Source organism: Thauera sedimentorum (assembly GCF_014489115.1).
GTDB lineage: Bacteria > Pseudomonadota > Gammaproteobacteria > Burkholderiales > Rhodocyclaceae > Pseudothauera > Pseudothauera sedimentorum.
In genome coordinates this window covers 728,876-745,525 of sequence record NZ_JACTAH010000001.1, presented here as the reverse complement: position 1 = coordinate 745,525, position 16,650 = coordinate 728,876, and the positions used below count along the sequence as shown (strand labels likewise).

The following is a 16,650-nucleotide window of genomic DNA, read 5'->3' as shown; positions in this document are numbered from 1 at the left end:
TGCCGCGGCCCGGCAGGCGCATCAGTACTTCAGCCTCGCATAGAAGGTCTTTTCCGCCGCCTCGCGCGCCTCGCGCAGGGTGCGGATGCCGCGTTCGGCGAGCAGCGGGATGAGCTTGATCAAAACCTCAGCGGTCACCACCGCATCGGCCAGCGCGGTGTGGCGGCCGTCGTTGGTCAGGCCGAAACGCTGGGCGATGGCATCCAGGCTGTGCGATTCCTGGTTGGGGTGCACCACCGCGGAGAGCAGCAGGGTGTCGAGCACCGGCTGGTCGAAACGCAGGCCGGTGGCCTCCTCCTTCAGCTGCAAGAAGCGCATGTCGAAGGCGGCGTTGTGCGCCACCAGCACGGTGTCCGCCGAGAAGGCATGGAAGGCCGGCAACACCTTCTCGACGGCCGGCTGGCCGCGCAGCATGTCGGGCGTGATGCCGGTGATCTCCACCGCCTGGCGCGGCATGTGGCGACGCGGATCGATCAACTGCTCGAAGGACTCCTGGCGCAGCAGCTTGCCGTTGAGCACGCGGGTGGCGCCGATCTGCACGATCTCGTCGCCCTCGGAGGGGTTGAGCCCGGTGGTCTCGGTGTCGAACACCGTGTAGGCCAGCTCGGTGAGCAGGCAGTCGTCCAGCGCATGGGCGCGCTCCGACCAGGAGAACAGGTCGAAGTCGTAGTACTCGGGGCGGCTCTCGGGGCGCAGCGGCTCGCCCAGCTCGGGCGCCTCCTGCGGCACCGCGGCCGGCAGCAGGATGCGGAAGAAGGCGCGGTGGCGCACCTTCTCGCGCTCCAGCCACATCTCACCGCCGTGGCGGTCGATGACGTCGCGCACCGCCAGCGGGCTGTTCTCGCCGGCAAAGCGCATCGGCTCCAGCTCCCAGCTCATCACCGTCTCGGTGCTCATCGCCTGGCCGGACCAGATCAGGTCCAGGTGCACCAGGCGGCCGGAACCGCTCAGCCGGAAGCGCACCTCGCGCACCTCGAACTCGTCGGACAGGCGGCTGGCGAGATAGGTGAGCGCCTGCAGCAGCGAGAAGCTGTCCACCTTGATCCACAGCGTCTCGTCGACTTCCTCCACCTTGGTCGGCAGTCCCACCACGCTCTCGATGCGGCGCTGGGCGGCGGAGATCAGGTCGGCGCCGAGCATGTCCTCCAGCGGCCAGCGCGACTTGAGCGTGTCGGCGAACTCGCTGGCCGCATCGTCCAGGCGGGCGCTCATGGCCTGCACCTCGTCGCGGATCACCTTGCGGAAGCGCTCGCGCAGTTCGCCCTGCAGGTCGGGGTAGTCCAGCATCTCGGCCGCCGCGCGCACGTTGGCCAGCGAGGCGCGGTTGCCCTCGGTGAGGGTGTGCACCATCTGGTCGCGGCGCGACTCGCTCTCGAAGTCGCGGGTGATGTTGTCCAGCAGCAGGATGAAGCCGGTGACCGCGCGTTCGCCGTTCTCGTCCTCCGCGCCGCCCTCGCCCGCCTGCGGGTTGGTGAGCACCGGCGACATCTGCACCCGGATCAGCTGGCCGCTGCGGGTGGTGGTGACGAAGTTGGCCACCGGCTGCACCGCCTTGCGCAGCAGGCGCTGGCGGATGGTCTCCAGCGCGTGGGTGATCAGGTTGCGCTCGAACACGGTGTAGATCGACCGCCCGAGGCCGATCAGCTCGCCGCCGCCGGCCACCCCGGGCGCTTCGGACAGCGCACGGAACTGCGCGCGCGCGCGGTGGTTGTAGAGCAGGATGCGGCCGTCGAGATTGCACACCACCACGCTCTGGGTGAGCTCGGACATCAGCGCGGCAAGGCGGTTCTTCTCTTCCTCGACGCGGCTCTTGGCACGGGCGATCTGCGCCTCGATGTCGTCCATCATCTCGTCGCGCTGCTGGGCCAGTTCATTGGCCACGCTGACCACGGCGCGCACTTCCGGCGGGCCGGACGGCTTGACGCGGAAGTCACGGTTGGCGCTGAGCATCAGGCGCAGCTGCTCGCCCAGGCGGTCCAGCCCCTTGACGTACTGGCGGAACAGGTTGCGCACCACCACCACGCCGAGCGCGAAGCCGAAGGCGGTGATCAGCGTGCCCAGCGGCAGATGCGGGGCGATGACCTGCAGCAGGGTGTCGCGCTCGGCGCCCTGCGTGCCGGCCCAGATCAGCACCGCGGTGAGCAGGAACGGCCCGGTCATCAGCAAGCCGAGCACGACCACCGCAAGGATGAAGCGGGTACGTGCCGGCATGCGTCAGCGCTCCGACAGCATGGTGCGTACCTTTTCCACCAGATCCTTGGTGGAGAAGGGCTTGGTCATGTACGCGTCGGCGCCCATCGCCAGCCCCTTGGCCACCTCGGTGTCGCGCCCCTTGGCGGTGAGCATCAGGATGCGCACCATCTTGAGCGCCGGGTCGGACTTGATCTCCTGACAGACCTCGAAACCGCTCTTCTTGGGCATCATCACGTCGAGCAGCACCAGGTCGGGCTGCTCGCTGCGGATGCGGGCCACCGCCTCCTCGCCGTCGTTGGCGATGGAGACTTCGTAGCCTTCGCGTTTCATCAGGAATTCAAGGGAAATGACGATGTTTTGCTCATCGTCGACGATCAGAATTTTTTTGGTCATCTATGCCTCACTCCCGCTCGCTATTCTATTTCATTGTGCGCTGATGCTGCGGATTCCGCGCCGCCGCCGTTCAAGGGCAGGACGAAGGAAAAGGTCGCACCCTCGCCCGGCACGGACGTCACCCACAGACGTCCGCCGAAGTGTTCGACGATCTGCTTGCTGATCGGCAACCCCAGGCCGGTGCCCTGCGGACGCGAGCGCTGGTCGCCGCCCTGGCGGAAGCGCTCGAAGATCACCGGCAGGAAGTCCGCCGGGATGCCGGGACCGTTGTCGGCCACGTCCACCCGCAAGGCGTCGTCGCTGCACGACAGCGCCACTCTCACCCGCCCTTCGCCGACCGGCACGAACTTGGCCGCGTTGGCGAGCAGGTTGAGCATGACCTGCACCATGCGGTCGTGGTCGGCGCGCAGCAGCGGCACCTCGTCCGGCAGGCTCAGCTCCACCCTGGCGCCGCGGTCTCGGAACAGCTGCGCGGTGGTGCTCACCGCATGCGCCACCAGCTCGCGCATGTCGATGTCGCTGTTGTGCCATTCGGCATGGCCCGATTCGATCTTCGCCATATCCAGCACCTGGTTCACCAGGCGGGTGAGGCGCTCGGTTTCGGAGACGATGATGCCCAGGAAGCGCTTGCGCTCGGCGAGGTCGATCATCGGGTCGTCGTGCAGCATCTCCGAGAAGGCGCGGATCGAGGTCAGCGGCGTGCGCAGCTCGTGGGTCACCGAGGACATGAAGTCGTCCTTCAGGCGGTCGAGCTCCTTGAGGCGCTCGTTGGCCTCGCGCAACTCGCGGGTGGCGGCCTCCAGCGCACGCGACTTTTCCTCCAGCTGGTGCGAGTAGGCCCGCACCTGGGAGGCCTCGTCGAGGATGTTCATCACCTCGTCCAGGCCCAGCGGCTCCTCCTGCGCCACCGAGGACACCATGACCCGCGCCGAGGCGCTGCCGATCGCACCGGCCAGCAGGGTCTCGGCGAAATGCACCAGTCCGGCGTCGGCCTTGAGGTCTTCCACCCGCTCCACCCCGCGGCTGCGCGCATAGTCGGCAAAGGCCTCCACCGCCCGGCGGTTGCCGAGGAAGCGCGCCACCAGCGGCAGCAGGTCGGAGACCTCCGCGCCGCCGCGCCAGAAGGAAGCCGCCGGCATCGCCACCTGGCCGCGCCGGAACACGTCCACGAACAGGGTCGCCTGGCTGGCCTCCTGGCCGGTGGGCGAACGCAGTACCGACACCAGCATGTAGCAGCCGATGTTGCCCACCATGCTCCAGAACAGCGCATGGCTGATGTTGTCCAGCCCCTGCAGGCCGAAGAGCTGCTCGGGCTTGAGCCAGGCGAGCCCGAACAGCCCGTGCTCCAGGAAACCCGGGTCCAGCCAGCCCGACTTGGCGAAGGACGGCAGCAGCAGGGTGTAGGCCCACAGCAGGAAGCCTGCGGCAAGCCCGGCCAGCGCGCCGTCCCGCGTGCCGCCCCGCCAGTACATGCCGCCGAGCATGGCCGGGGCGAACTGCGCCACCGCGGCAAAGCTGATCAGGCCGATGGACACCAGCGCATAGGCCTCGCCCGCCAGCCGGAAGTACAGGTAGCCGAGCAGCAGCACCACCAGGATGGCGCCGCGGCGGATGGCCAGCAGCAGGCCGGTGAGGTCCGGGTAGGCGGCCTGCTTGAAGCGCCGCAGGCGCAGCAGCAGCGGCATCACCAGGTCGTTGCACACCATGGTGGACAGCGCGATGGTCTCCACGATGACCATGCCGGTGGAGGCCGACAGCCCGCCGACGAAGGCGAGCAGCGCCAGCCAATCCTGGCCGTAGGCGAGCGGCAGGGTGAGCACGAAGGTGTCCGGGTCCACCGTGCCCTGGCCGAACAGCAGCAGGCCGGCGAGCGCGATCGGCAGCACGAAGATGTTGATCGCCAGCAGGTAGGCGGGAAACACCCAGGTGGCGCGGCGCAGGTGCTGCTCGTTGACGTTCTCCACCACGGTGACCTGGAACTGGCGCGGCAGGAAGATCACCGACAGCATGGCCAGCAGGGTGAGCGCGAACCAGCCGCCGTAGCCGCGGTCGGCACCGGCCAGGGTGAACAGCCCGGCGAGGTCGGCATCGGCGAAGGCGCGCGCGAAGATGTCGCCGAAACCGTCGAACAGCCCGTAGGTGACGAAGAGGCCAACGGCGAGGAAGGCAACCAGCTTGACCACGGATTCGAAGGCGATCGCCGCCACCATGCCCTCGTGGCGCTCGGTGGCGTCCAGGTGGCGGGTGCCGAAAAACACGGTGAACACCGCCAGCACCAGGGCGATGTAGAGCGTGCTGTCCTGCAGCCAGCTGCCGGCATGCACCGCACGGTAGGCGGCGTCGTGCTCGCCGATCAGCAGCGCGTAGCCGCTGGAGATGGCCTTCAGCTGCAGGGCGATGTAGGGCACCGTGCCGATTACCGCGATGATGGACACCAGCCCGCCGAGCAGGTGGCTCTTGCCGTAGCGCGAGGCGATGAAGTCGGCGATCGAGGTGATGCGGTAGGTCTTGGCGATGCGGATCATCTTGAGGATGACCAGCCAGGACAGCGCGAAACCCAGCGTGGGTCCGAGGTAGATGGGCAGGAACCACACCCCGCCCGAGGCCGCCCGCCCGACGCTGCCGAAATAGGTCCACGCGGTGCAATACACCGCCAGGGACAGCGCGTAGGTCCACGGGTTGGCGATGATGGAGCGGCCCTGGTCGGCACGCCGGTCGCCGAAGTAGGCCACCGCGAAGAGCAGCAGCAGGTAGGCGAAGGAGACGCTGACGATGAGGGCGCCGGACAGCATCCTCGCTCCCTTCAGCGCGTACCGCGCTCCGCGATCCAGGCGATCAGCGCGATCAGCGCCGCCCACACCACGAAGACGAAGACATACAGCAGCGGGAAGCCGAACGGCAGTTCCGGCCGGTCGAAGAGCATCAGCACCGGATAGTTGAACAGCACGACGCCGGCGAGGAACACCACCACCAGCCGCTGTCCTGCGAGCCCTCTGCGCATCGTGCGCCTCCATGACCACGGCTTGCGCCGCAACGAGCACGAACCCGGGCGCGCGCGGGCGCCTGCGGGCACTGCGGCGGACGGCCGCAGGGCCGCCCTCCGATGGCCATTCGATTATAGCGACGGCCCGCAGCCGCCCGGACGGGCACGGGCTGCGGGCAGCGAAAAAAAAGGCGCGTCTTGCGGCGCGCCTTTCTCCTCCTCCCCATGCCGGCAGTGCCGGCTTGCCTCATTATTCTGCCGGGCCGGCCTCTTGCGGGCCGGTCACCGGAAACCCCGCTCTCAGGCGGAGTGCTTCAGTTGCGCCAGGATCGCCGGATTCTCGAGGGTCGACGTATCCTGGGTAATCTCCTCACCCTTCGCCAGCTGACGCAGCAGGCGTCGCATGATCTTGCCCGAACGGGTCTTGGGCAGGTTTTCGCCAAAGCGGATGTCCTTGGGCTTGGCGATGGGGCCGATCTCGTGACCGACCCAGTTCTGCAGTTCCTTGACTACGGCCTTGGCTTCGTCGCCGGTGGGGCGCGGCCCCTTGAGCACCACGAAGGCCACGATGGCTTCGCCGGTGACGTCGTCCGGACGGCCGACCACGGCGGCTTCGGCCACCTTCTCGTGGGCCACCAGGGCGGATTCGATTTCCATCGTGCCCATGCGGTGGCCGGAGACGTTCAGCACGTCGTCGATACGGCCGGTAATGGTGAAGTAGCCGGTGTCCTTGTCGCGGATGGCGCCGTCGCCGGCGAGGTAGAGCTTGCCCTTGAAGTCGTCCGGGTAGTAGGACTTCTTGAAGCGCTCGTCATCGCCCCACACGGTGCGGATCATCGACGGCCACGGACGCTTGACCACCAGGATGCCGCCCTGGCCGTTGGGCACTTCGGTGCCGGTCTCGTCGACCACCGCGGCCATGATGCCCGGGAAGGGCAGCGTGCAGGAGCCCGGCACCAGCGGGGTCACGCCCGGCAGCGGGGTGATCATGTGGCCACCGGTCTCGGTCTGCCAGAAGGTATCGACGATCGGGCAGCGCGAGCCGCCGACGTTCTCGTAGTACCACTCCCAGGCCGCCGGGTTGATCGGCTCGCCCACCGAACCCAGGATGCGCAGGCTGGTGAGGTCGTACTTGTTCGGATGCACCGCCGGGTTGTTGTCGGCGGCCTTGATCAGCGAACGGATCGCGGTCGGCGCGGTGTAGAAGATGCTGACCTTGTGGTCCTGGATCATCTTCCAGAAGCGGCCGGCGTCCGGATAGGTGGGCACGCCTTCGAAGACGATCTCGGTGGCGCCGCAGGCCAGCGGGCCGTAGGTGATGTAGGTGTGGCCGGTGACCCAGCCGATGTCGGCGGTGCACCAGAAGACGTCGTTGGGCTTGATGTCGAAGGTGTACTTCATGGTCAGCACCGCCTGCAGCAGGTAGCCGCCGGTGGAGTGCTGAACGCCCTTGGGCTTGCCGGTGGAGCCGGAGGTGTAGAGCAGGAACAGCGGATGCTCGGCCTCGACCCACTCGGGTTCGCAGGTCTCGGACTGGCTGGCCACCAGGTCGGCGTACCACTGGTCGCGACCGGCGACCATGGTCACATCACCGCCGGTGCGCTTGACCACCACCACGTTCTTGACCGACTCGCAGCCGCCCAGCGAGATGGCCTCGTCGGCGATCGGCTTGAGCGGCAGGGCCTTGCCGCCGCGGAACTGGCCGTCGGAGGTGATCACCACCGAAGCCTGGGTGTCGCTGATGCGGTCGCGCAGCGCCTGGGCGGAGAAGCCGCCGAACACCACCGAGTGGGTGGCGCCGATACGGGCGCAGGCCTGCATGGCGACGATGCCTTCGATCGACATCGGCAGGTAGATGACGACGCGGTCGCCCTTCTTGACGCCCATGCCGCGCAGCGCGTTGGCGAACTTGCAGACGCGGGCGAGCAGATCCTTGTAGGTGACGCGGGTGACGTCGCCGCCGTCGGCTTCGAAGATGATGGCGACCTTGTCGCCCAGACCCTTCTCGACGTTGCGGTCCAGGCAGTTGTAGGAGGCGTTCAGCTTGCCGTCGGCGAACCACTTGAAGAACGGCGCATTGCTCTCGTCGAGCACCTGGTTGAACGGCACCTTCCAGTCCAGCAGCTCGCGCGCCTGGCGGGCCCAGTAGCCTTCGTAGTCCTGCTCGGCTTCCTTGCACAGCGCCAGGTAGGCGTCCATGCCGGAGACCGCGGCATTCTTCACCACTTCTTCGGACGGGTGATACACGCGGGTTTGCTGCTCGTTGGACATGCTTTCCTCTCCTAACCGTTCAATATCAGGTTGAATCTGGCCCTTGATCTGCGGGCTGGCTGGTTGGCTCCAGCCTTGGGATTCTCTTCGCCTGCTACCGCGAACTGGGCGCTATTGAAGAATATCTATCTTACACACGACTTACAGAGCCGTCGCCGGCTCCGCTCCCCGGCGCGGGCGCCGCGCGGTGCTAGAATTGCGGGTTTCGATGCGCCCCGTCCGGGGCCGGCCCCGCCCTTCACTACGGAGAACCTCGCCATGACCGTGATTCGCGAAGAAGACCTGATCCAGTCCGTCGCGGATGCCTTCCAGTACATCAGCTACTACCACCCGCTGGACTACATCAAGGCGCTGGGCGAAGCTTATGAACGCGAGGAAAGCCCGGCCGCCAAGGACGCGATCGCGCAGATCCTGACCAACTCGCGCATGTGCGCCGAAGGCCACCGCCCCATCTGCCAGGACACCGGCATCGCCGTGGTGTTCCTCAAGGTCGGCATGGAAGTGAAATGGGACGCCAAGATGAGCGTCCAGGACATGGTCAACGAAGGCGTGCGCCGCGCCTACAACAACCCGGACAACAAGCTGCGCGCCTCGGTGCTGCTGGACCCGGCCGGCGCCCGCAAGAACTCCAGGGACAACACCCCGGCGGTGGTCCACTACGAGATCGTCCCCGGCCACCATGTGGAAGTGATCTGTGCGGCCAAGGGCGGCGGCTCGGAGAACAAGTCCAAGATGGTCATGCTCAACCCGTCCGACTCCATCGTCGACTGGGTCATCAAGACCGTGCCGACCATGGGCGCCGGCTGGTGTCCGCCGGGCATCCTCGGCATCGGCATCGGCGGCACGCCGGAGAAGGCCATGCTGCTCGCCAAGGAGTCGCTGATGGCGCCGGTGGACATCCATGAACTGAAGGCCAAGGCCGCCAGCGGCGCCGCCCTCACCCGCGTCGAGGAACTGCGCCTGGAGCTGATGGAGAAGGTCAACGCCCTGGGCATCGGCGCCCAGGGCCTGGGCGGCCTGACCACCGTGCTCGACGTCAAGATCATGGACTACCCCACCCACGCGGCCAGCCTGCCGGTGGCGATGATCCCGAACTGTGCGGCGACCCGCCACGTGCACTTCCACCTCGACGGCTCGGGCCCCGCCAAGCTGGAAACCCCGAAGCTGGAAGACTGGCCGGACGTCACCTGGAAGGCCGACACCAATGTCGCCACCCGGGTGAACCTCGACACCTTGACCCGCGAAGAAGTCGCCTCCTGGAAGCCTGGCCAGATCCTGCTGCTCAACGGCAAGATGCTCACCGGCCGCGACGCCGCGCACAAGCGCATCCAGGACATGCTGGCCAAGGGCGAGAAGCTGCCGGTCGACTTCACCAACCGCGTGATTTACTACGTCGGCCCGGTCGACCCGGTGCGCGACGAAGTCGTCGGCCCCGCCGGCCCGACCACCGCCACCCGCATGGACAAGTTCACCCGCATGATGCTCGAGCAGACCGGGCTGATCTCCATGATCGGCAAGTCCGAGCGCGGCCCGGTGGCGATCGACGCCATTCGCGACAACAAGTCCGCCTACCTGATGGCGGTGGGCGGCTCGGCCTACCTGGTGTCCAAGGCGATCAAGGAGGCCAAGGTGGTCGGCTTCGAGGACCTGGGCATGGAAGCGATCTACGAATTCACCGTCCAGGACATGCCGGTGACCGTGGCGGTCGACTCCAACGGCACCAGCGTGCACAACACCGGCCCGAAGGAATGGCAGGCCAAGATCGGCAAGATCCCGGTCGCGGTGGCCTGAAACCTCACCCCCATGGCACCCGACGCCCGGCAACAGCCGGGCGTTTTTCATGGTACTGCCGGCTCATGATGTTGCGTGCCGGGCGGCCGCCTGCTCCTGCCTCAGCGCCGCCAGTTCGGCACGCAGCGCCCTGAGTTCGGTGAGCACTTCGTTGTGATCGACATCGACCAGGTCGCGTGTCTTCGCTTGCTCTTCGTGCTCCACCTCGCTCATCGCGTCCACCACGATGGCGATGAAGAGATTCAGCACCGCGAACGTCGTCAGCAGGATGAAGGCGACGAAGAACACCCAGGCAAAGGGATGAGCTTCCATCACCGGGCGCGCAATGCCCATGGACCATGACTCCAGGGTCATCACCTGGAACAAGGTGTAGAAGGACGCCCCGATGCTGCCGAACCATTCCGGAAAGTCGCTCCCGAACAGCTTGGTGGTCATCACCGCAGCGACATAGAACACCAGCAGCAACAAGGTGACGACCGAGCCCATGCCGGGGATCGCGCGCAACAGCGCGCTCACCACCTTGCGCATCGACGGGATGACCGATACCAGACGCAGGGCACGCAGGATGCGCAGCGAGCGCAGCACCGCAAAACCCTCGCCGACCGGCGCAAGGGTGATCGCCACGATAGTGAAGTCGAACACGTTCCAGCCGCTGCGGAAGAAGCCGAAGCGATAGACGATCAGTTTCATGGCGATCTCCACCACGAACACGATGAGCGCCGCACGATCCAGCGCGAGCAACAGCCCGCCCGCCTGCGCCATCATCGTGGGCGAGGTTTCCAGGCCCAGGGTAATGGCATTGATGACGATGACGGCAACGATGAAGTGCTGGAAGCGGGCGGATTCGACGATCCGTTTCAAGCTCGCAAGCATGTTGGCAACCCGTTGATGATTGAAGGAATGAAGCCCGGCAGCGCCGGGCCTCGTTTTATCCGCGCCATGCAATGGCCGTGATCAGGCCTGCAATTTCGCCCTGCGCGCGGAGTACCACAGGCTGGCGAACACCGAGCAGGCAAGGAGGGTGGCGACCACCGACAGCGACACCAGCACCGGGATCTTGATCCAGTCGACGATCAGCATCTTGGTGCCGATGAACACCAGGATCGCAGCCAGACCGTACTTGAGCAGCTCGAAGCGGTCGCCCATGTCCGCGAGCAGGAAATACATCGCCCGCAGGCCGAGAATGGCGAACAGGTTCGAAGTCAGCACGATGAAGGGGTCGGTGGTGATCGCGAAGATCGCCGGAATGCTGTCGACCGCGAAGATCACGTCCGAGATCTCGACCAGCACCAGGGCGAGGAAGAGCGGCGTCATCATGCGCACGCCGTCGCGCATGACGAAGAAGCGCTCGCCCTCCAGCTTCTCGGTGATCGGGTAGTGCTGGCGTATCCAGCGGATGAGCGGGTTCTTCTCCAGGTCCGGGTCGTGCTCGGAGAACCACGCCATCTTGATGCCGGTGACCACCAGGAAGGCACCAAAGATGTAGAGAATCCAGTGGAATTCGCTGATCAGCCAGCTGCCGGCGAAGATCATGATGGTGCGCAGCACGATGGCGCCGACGATGCCGTACAGCAGCACGCGGCGCTGCAGCTCCAGCGGCACCGCGAAGAAGCTGAAGATCATCATCCACACGAAGACGTTGTCGACCGCCAGCGACTTCTCGACCAGGTAGCCGGTGACGAAGGCCAGGGTCTTCTCGTTGGCGAACGCGCGCCCGGCGCTGCCGTCCAGGTACCACCACAGCCCGGCGGCGAACAGCATTGCCACCGTCACCCAGGCCAGCGACCAGCCCGCCGCCTCCTTCAAGGACACCCGGTGCTGCTTGCCGCCGCCGAAGGCGAACAGATCCACCAGCAACATCGTCACCACGATGGCGGCAAAGACCGCCCACATCCACCACGTACCGATCGATTCCAAGACGCGCTCCGCACAAAAACAAAAAAGGGCCGGTTCCCTAAGGACACGGCCCCTTGCACTGGTTTTGCGCGCACGGACCTTGCCCTTGGGCAAGGTCTCGCTTGCAACGAATCAACCGATCGTTGCCTGCAGCACCGGGCGGTTGTCTGGCGACGGACCGACCGTGATGACGATGCTGCAGCGTGAAAAGCTACTCCCCTTGATGGAGCGCGAGTGTATGCCACGCCGCGGCGAAGTCAAGCGCGGCAAACACGCCCGCCCTGGCCGGCCGTCGACACCCGGATCCGGATCGGGCATGATCGCTTTCGTTTCAATAAACCAAGGGTCGCGCGGGGTGTCATGCACTCCGCCCTATGAGTTGTCTTTCCTGCCTTGCGGGCACCCCGCCCGCGTCCCCGGACGATGATCACCGCCTCCGTCCGGAAGACCTTCCAGCTCACCGCCCTCGACACCGCGCAGCGTTTGCAGCCTGCCCATCCAGTCGCGTCGAACGACAGGCGCGTCGTGCGCCCGACCGCCAGACCAGCCTGACACCGCTGTTGCGGCATCAGGCACGCACTCCACCGCCTTTTCTTGTCCCCTATGCTTACGGACAGGTCTCCGCTCGACCGCATTCTCGCTTCTGCTGACCCCACATCATGGAAATAGCCCTACTGATCGCCCTCATCGTGCTCAACGGTGTCTTCGCAATGTCCGAAATCGCCTTGGTGACCGCCCGGCGTGCCCGGCTTGTCCGGCTCGCGGAAGATGGCGACGGCGCCGCGGCGGTGGCCATCAAGCTCGGCGAAGACCCGACCCGCTTCCTGTCCACCATCCAGATCGGCATCACCTCGATCGGCATCCTCAACGGCATCGTCGGTGAAGCGGCCCTGGCCGGTCCGCTGGCCGACTGGCTGCAGGCCCTAGGCATGGAGCAGCGCGTCAGCGAGATCGGCTCGACGGTGCTGGTCGTGGTGGTCATCACCTATGTCTCCATCGTGGTCGGCGAACTGGTGCCCAAGCGTATCGGCCAGCTCAACCCGGAGGGCATCGCCCGCCTCGTCGCCCGGCCGATGAACGTGCTGGCGGTCTCGTCGCGCCCCTTCGTTCATCTGCTGGCCGCCTCGACCGCCCTGCTGCTGCGTCTGATGGGGCAGCGCGAGACCGCCGGCCCCAGCGTCACCGAGGAAGAGATCCATGCCCTGCTCAACGAGGGCTCGGAAGCCGGTGTGATCGAAAAGAGCGAACACGAGATGGTGCGCAACGTCTTCCGTCTCGATGACCGCCAGATCGGTTCGCTGATGGTGCCGCGTGCCGACATCGTCTCGCTCGACATCACCCGTCCGCTGCAAGAGAACCTGGCCCTGGTGGCCAACACCGCCCACTCGAGCTTTCCGGTCTGCAAGGAGGGGCTGGACGACATCCTCGGCATCGTCAGCGCCAAACAGATCTTCGCCCAGATGCTGCGCGGCGACCCGGTCGACCTCACCCACGAACTGCAGGCGCCGGTCTATGTGCCGGAGTCGCTCACCGGCATGGAACTGCTCGATCAGTTCCGCGCCTCCGGCACTTACATCGTCTTCGTGATTGATGAATACGGCGAGGTGCAGGGCATGGTGACGCTGCATGACGTCATCGAATCGGTGACCGGGGAGTTCCTCTCGCACGATACCGAGGAGGCCTGGGCCGTGCAGCGCGAAGACGGCTCCTGGCTGCTCGACGGCCTGATTCCGATCGTCGAACTGAAGGACCGGCTGGGCATCAAGGCCGTGCCGGAGGAGGACAAAGGCCGCTACCACACCCTGTCGGGCATGGTGATGTGGCTGCTCGGCCGCCTGCCCGCCACCGGCGACATCGCCACCTGGGAAAACTGGCGCTTCGAGGTGGTCGACCTGGACGGCAAGCGCATCGACAAGGTGCTGGCCACCCAGTTACCGGAGCCCGCTCCGGAGGCCAGCCCGGATGACGAAACACCGGCAGCACCCGCAACGCATGCGCGCTGACCCCATGCCTGTGCGGGAGTGCGCCCATGCCCGGCCGGTGGCGCCGGCGGTGCTGAGGGCGGTGTGGCGGGCGTGGATCGAGGAATCCGACATGGCCGGCGTCGGGGCGAAGCAGCGCATCGCCCCAGCCCAGGACAAGCCGGCTCCAAGCGGTGATCGGCCGTGATGCCGGCAAGGCTGCCGTTGCGGCAGTTCTTCGGCACACGCTGGAACGGCCACACGTCCGCGCGCAAGTTGTTCTGGTGGGACATGGCCATCGTCGGCAGCCTGCTCAACAGCTTTTTCGGCGTGCTGGCCCTCATCCTGCTCGCCAGGGATGCGGGCGAAGGCGCCTGGCTGCTCCTTCATCTGTTGTTGATTCCCTACAATCTCTTCCTGGTGATCAGCGTGCATCGCCACACCGGAAGCCGCTTCCTGCATCGCAGCGCCGCGATCACCTGGCTGGGTTGCACCCTGCTGATCTGATCGCCGCGGATGCCCATCCGCTCCAACACTTCACCGACTGACGAGACATACATGTTCTGGCTGGATATCGCCATTGCCGCGCGCCGCGACGCCGAGCGCGCCTTCTTCGACGACGGCAGCGACACCGACGGGGACGACGGCATCGCCCGCGTGCGGATCGAAGGCCTGTCGGACTTCGAGCTCGCCCACCTCGGCATGCTGCTCGCCGGCGGCTACACGCCGCGCCTGGTGCTCGACGGCGACAGCGCGGACGAGATCGTCACCGAGATGGACCCCAAGCTGGTCGCTGCGCTGGCCGGGCTGGGCGAGGATGCGCTCGGCGATGCGGCGTTCCGCTGGCAGGCCGCCGCAGGTACGGAACGCGGGCTGGCCGAGGCGCTCGCCACCCTGCGCGATTTCGCCCGCCAGGCCCGCGCCGCCGGCCTGCCGGTGCTCTACGCCCAGGGCAGCGACCTGCCCGGCGAGGAGGAAGACGAGTACGGCGACGAAACCGGCGACTGAGCCGCAACACGGCGCCCGCTTGCGCGCGCCACCATGATGCTCATCAATTACGCCGCCCGCGGAGCAAGGCAAAGTCCAGCATCGCCCCATGCCGCCGGCACCCGGGGCACCCGTTTCATCATCTGCTGAGGTCGCCATGCGCAAGACACTGACCCTTTTGCTCCTGCTGTCAGCCCCCCTGGCCACCCCCGTGCTGGCCGCACCCCTCTCCTGCCCCGACCTGTCCGCGGCGGTGCAGGTCGCCACCTGTCCTTCGGACGCCGAGCTCAAGTACACCTACAACGGCTACTGCAGCGACAACGCGCGGCTCTACGACAACGACGGCGAGGTGTGCACCTCCTTCGAGGCCTACCTCAAGCGCAAGAACAACGCGCTGTGGGAATCGGCCGACGGCGCCTTCTCCGGCTACCTCACCTGCAACCAGCCCGCCGCCACGCTGCGCAGCGCCACGCCGGTCAGCATGGCGGTGCACCGCAAGGGCAAGCTGACCATGGTCGAGTGCGAGTACAGCGACGGCAGCCGGCTGACCCATCGCACCAAGGTGCAATGCAAGGTGGAACAGGCCGACTGCACCGCCGCCGGGGGCTGCACCGCGACCTGCGCGGACTGAAGCCGCGCCGCAGCGGACCCGGCCACCTCTCCTCCAGCACCCGCGGATAAGCGCTCCGCGCGTATCATCGGCGTTCGCACCCGGCCCGCCGCCGGCCGCGACAACCCGCACAGGGGCGCTGCCGCGCGGCCAGACCACCATGGAGGAGACGCCATGTCCTGCTGCCACCACTACGCCCTCGCCCCCGGCGGCGATGCCGCATTCACGGTCGACGTGTCGGCCATCACCTTCGGTCCCGGCTGCCTGGCCGAAGCCGGCGATCACGCGCTCAGGCTGGGCCTGCAGCGCGTCGCGCTGTTCACCGATGCGCGCCTGGCGGACAGCGAGCATGTCGCCATCGTCCGCCGCGCGCTCGCCGACGCGGGCGTGGATTGCGTGGTCTATGACGCGGTCGAGGTCGAGCCGACCGACGCCTCCTTCCTCGCCGCCGCGCGCTTCGCCCGCGAAGGCGATTTCGACGGTTTCATCTCGGTGGGCGGCGGCTCGGTGATCGACACCGCCAAGGCGGCCAACCTCTACGCCACCTACCCGGCCGATCTGGCCGCCTACGTGAATGCCCCGCTGGGCGAGGCGCGCGCAGTGCCGGGGCCGCTCAAGCCGCACATCGCCTGCCCCACCACCAGCGGCACCGGCGCGGAATGCACCGGCATCGCCATCTTCGACTGGGTGGCACGCGGGGTGAAGACCGGCATCGTCTCGCGCCTGCTGCGCCCCACGCTTGCGCTGATCGACCCCGTCACCACGTGGACGCTGCCGCGCACGGTGGTGGCGGCCTCGGGCTTCGACGTGCTCTCCCACGCGCTGGAGAGCTACACCGCGCTGCCGCACACCTGCCGAGCCAAAGCCGAGCGCCCCAGCCTGCGGCCGATGAGCCAGGGCGCCAACCCGTGGAGCGACTTCGGCTGCGAGAAGGCCTTGCAGCTCACCGGCCAGTACCTGGAGCGCGCGGTGCGCGACGCCGCCGACCATGAAGCGCGCAACGGCATGATGTGGGCCGCCACGCTGGCCGGCATCGCCTTCGGCAACGCCGGGGTGCATCTGCCGCACGGCATGGCCTACGCGGTGGCCGGCGGGGTGCGCGACTACCGCGCCCCGGACTACCCGCCCGAACACCCGATGGTGCCGCACGGCATGTCGGTCATCGTCAATGCCCCGGCGGTGTTCCGCTTCACCGCCGACGCCTGCCCCGAGCGCCACCTGCAGGCCGCCGGCTGGCTGGGTGCGGAGACGCGCGGGGCGACCGCTGCGGACGCCGGCGAGATCGTCGCACAGCGCCTGATTGCGCTGATGCAGGCCTGCGACATTCCCAACGGGGTGGGCGGCGTGGGCTACCACGCAGGCGACATTCCCAGCCTCACCGCCGGTGCCTGGGCACAGCAGCGCCTGGTGAAGAACGCACCGAAGGCGGTGGACGAAGGACATCTCTCCACGCTTTTCCGCAACGCCCTGCAGTACTGGTAGGCCCTGTCCGGCCCGGCCGCGAAGCCGGGCCGCTCCCCTCCCGTCTCCGGACATCGCACACCGCCGAGCGCAAGGCCCGGCGG

At 67.1% G+C, this 16,650-nt stretch carries 13 protein-coding genes; 6 read left to right on the top strand and 7 right to left on the bottom strand.

Features of this window, described 5'->3' with window-relative positions:
* Window positions 1–21 precede the first annotated feature (21 nt).
* The 5 genes from IAI53_RS03365 to acs form a co-directional block, all read right to left on the bottom strand.
* Entirely contained in the window at window positions 22–2,211 is a 2,190-nt protein-coding gene (locus IAI53_RS03365) for an exonuclease domain-containing protein (protein ID WP_187716727.1), read from the bottom strand.
* Between the two features lie 3 nt (window positions 2,212–2,214).
* Window positions 2,215–2,586, bottom strand: coding sequence for a response regulator transcription factor (locus IAI53_RS03360; RefSeq protein WP_187716726.1), 372 nt, complete (start codon window positions 2,584–2,586; stop codon window positions 2,215–2,217).
* 20 nt (window positions 2,587–2,606) lie between these two features.
* Window positions 2,607–5,378 (bottom strand): sensor histidine kinase, encoded by a 2,772-nt coding sequence (locus IAI53_RS03355; protein WP_187716725.1) that lies wholly within the window; start codon window positions 5,376–5,378, stop codon window positions 2,607–2,609.
* Between the two features lie 11 nt (window positions 5,379–5,389).
* Entirely contained in the window at window positions 5,390–5,587 is a 198-nt protein-coding gene (locus IAI53_RS03350) for a hypothetical protein (protein ID WP_187716724.1), read from the bottom strand.
* Between the two features lie 282 nt (window positions 5,588–5,869).
* The gene (gene acs / locus IAI53_RS03345) at window positions 5,870–7,840 is read right to left on the bottom strand and encodes an acetate--CoA ligase (RefSeq protein ID WP_187716723.1); all 1,971 of its coding nucleotides are present in this window, start codon (window positions 7,838–7,840) and stop codon (window positions 5,870–5,872) included.
* A 258-nt stretch (window positions 7,841–8,098) separates the two neighbouring features.
* Between acs and IAI53_RS03340 the strand changes: the two genes are divergently transcribed.
* A complete protein-coding gene (locus IAI53_RS03340; RefSeq protein WP_187716722.1) occupies window positions 8,099–9,631 on the top strand; it encodes a fumarate hydratase in 1,533 nt (510 codons plus the stop codon).
* A 63-nt stretch (window positions 9,632–9,694) separates the two neighbouring features.
* Here IAI53_RS03340 and IAI53_RS03335 read toward each other — a convergent pair whose 3' ends face one another.
* Both IAI53_RS03335 and IAI53_RS03330 read right to left on the bottom strand, forming a co-directional pair.
* Window positions 9,695–10,504 carry an ion transporter gene (locus IAI53_RS03335; RefSeq protein ID WP_187716721.1) on the bottom strand — a complete coding sequence of 270 codons (810 nt, stop codon included), beginning with the start codon at window positions 10,502–10,504 and terminating at the stop codon, window positions 9,695–9,697.
* 81 nt (window positions 10,505–10,585) lie between these two features.
* Window positions 10,586–11,548 (bottom strand): TerC family protein, encoded by a 963-nt coding sequence (locus tag IAI53_RS03330; RefSeq protein ID WP_187716720.1) that lies wholly within the window; start codon window positions 11,546–11,548, stop codon window positions 10,586–10,588.
* Window positions 11,549–12,186: 638 nt separating this feature from the next.
* On the opposite strand from IAI53_RS03330, the gene IAI53_RS03325 reads away from it, so the two are divergent.
* From IAI53_RS03325 to IAI53_RS03305, 5 genes are all read left to right on the top strand, one after another.
* Window positions 12,187–13,530 carry a hemolysin family protein gene (locus tag IAI53_RS03325; RefSeq protein ID WP_187716719.1) on the top strand — a complete coding sequence of 448 codons (1,344 nt, stop codon included), beginning with the start codon at window positions 12,187–12,189 and terminating at the stop codon, window positions 13,528–13,530.
* Between the two features lie 165 nt (window positions 13,531–13,695).
* Window positions 13,696–13,995: a hypothetical protein gene (locus tag IAI53_RS03320; RefSeq protein WP_187716718.1), complete on the top strand. Its 300-nt coding sequence runs from the start codon at window positions 13,696–13,698 to the stop codon at window positions 13,993–13,995.
* A 51-nt stretch (window positions 13,996–14,046) separates the two neighbouring features.
* Window positions 14,047–14,496 carry a hypothetical protein gene (locus tag IAI53_RS03315; protein ID WP_187716717.1) on the top strand — a complete coding sequence of 150 codons (450 nt, stop codon included), beginning with the start codon at window positions 14,047–14,049 and terminating at the stop codon, window positions 14,494–14,496.
* A 136-nt stretch (window positions 14,497–14,632) separates the two neighbouring features.
* Entirely contained in the window at window positions 14,633–15,106 is a 474-nt protein-coding gene (locus tag IAI53_RS03310; RefSeq protein WP_187716716.1) for a hypothetical protein, read from the top strand.
* Window positions 15,107–15,259: 153 nt separating this feature from the next.
* Complete coding sequence (locus IAI53_RS03305) at window positions 15,260–16,567, top strand: hydroxyacid-oxoacid transhydrogenase (protein ID WP_187716715.1); 1,308 nt, start codon at window positions 15,260–15,262, stop codon at window positions 16,565–16,567.
* The last annotated feature ends 83 nt before the right edge of the window (window positions 16,568–16,650 follow it).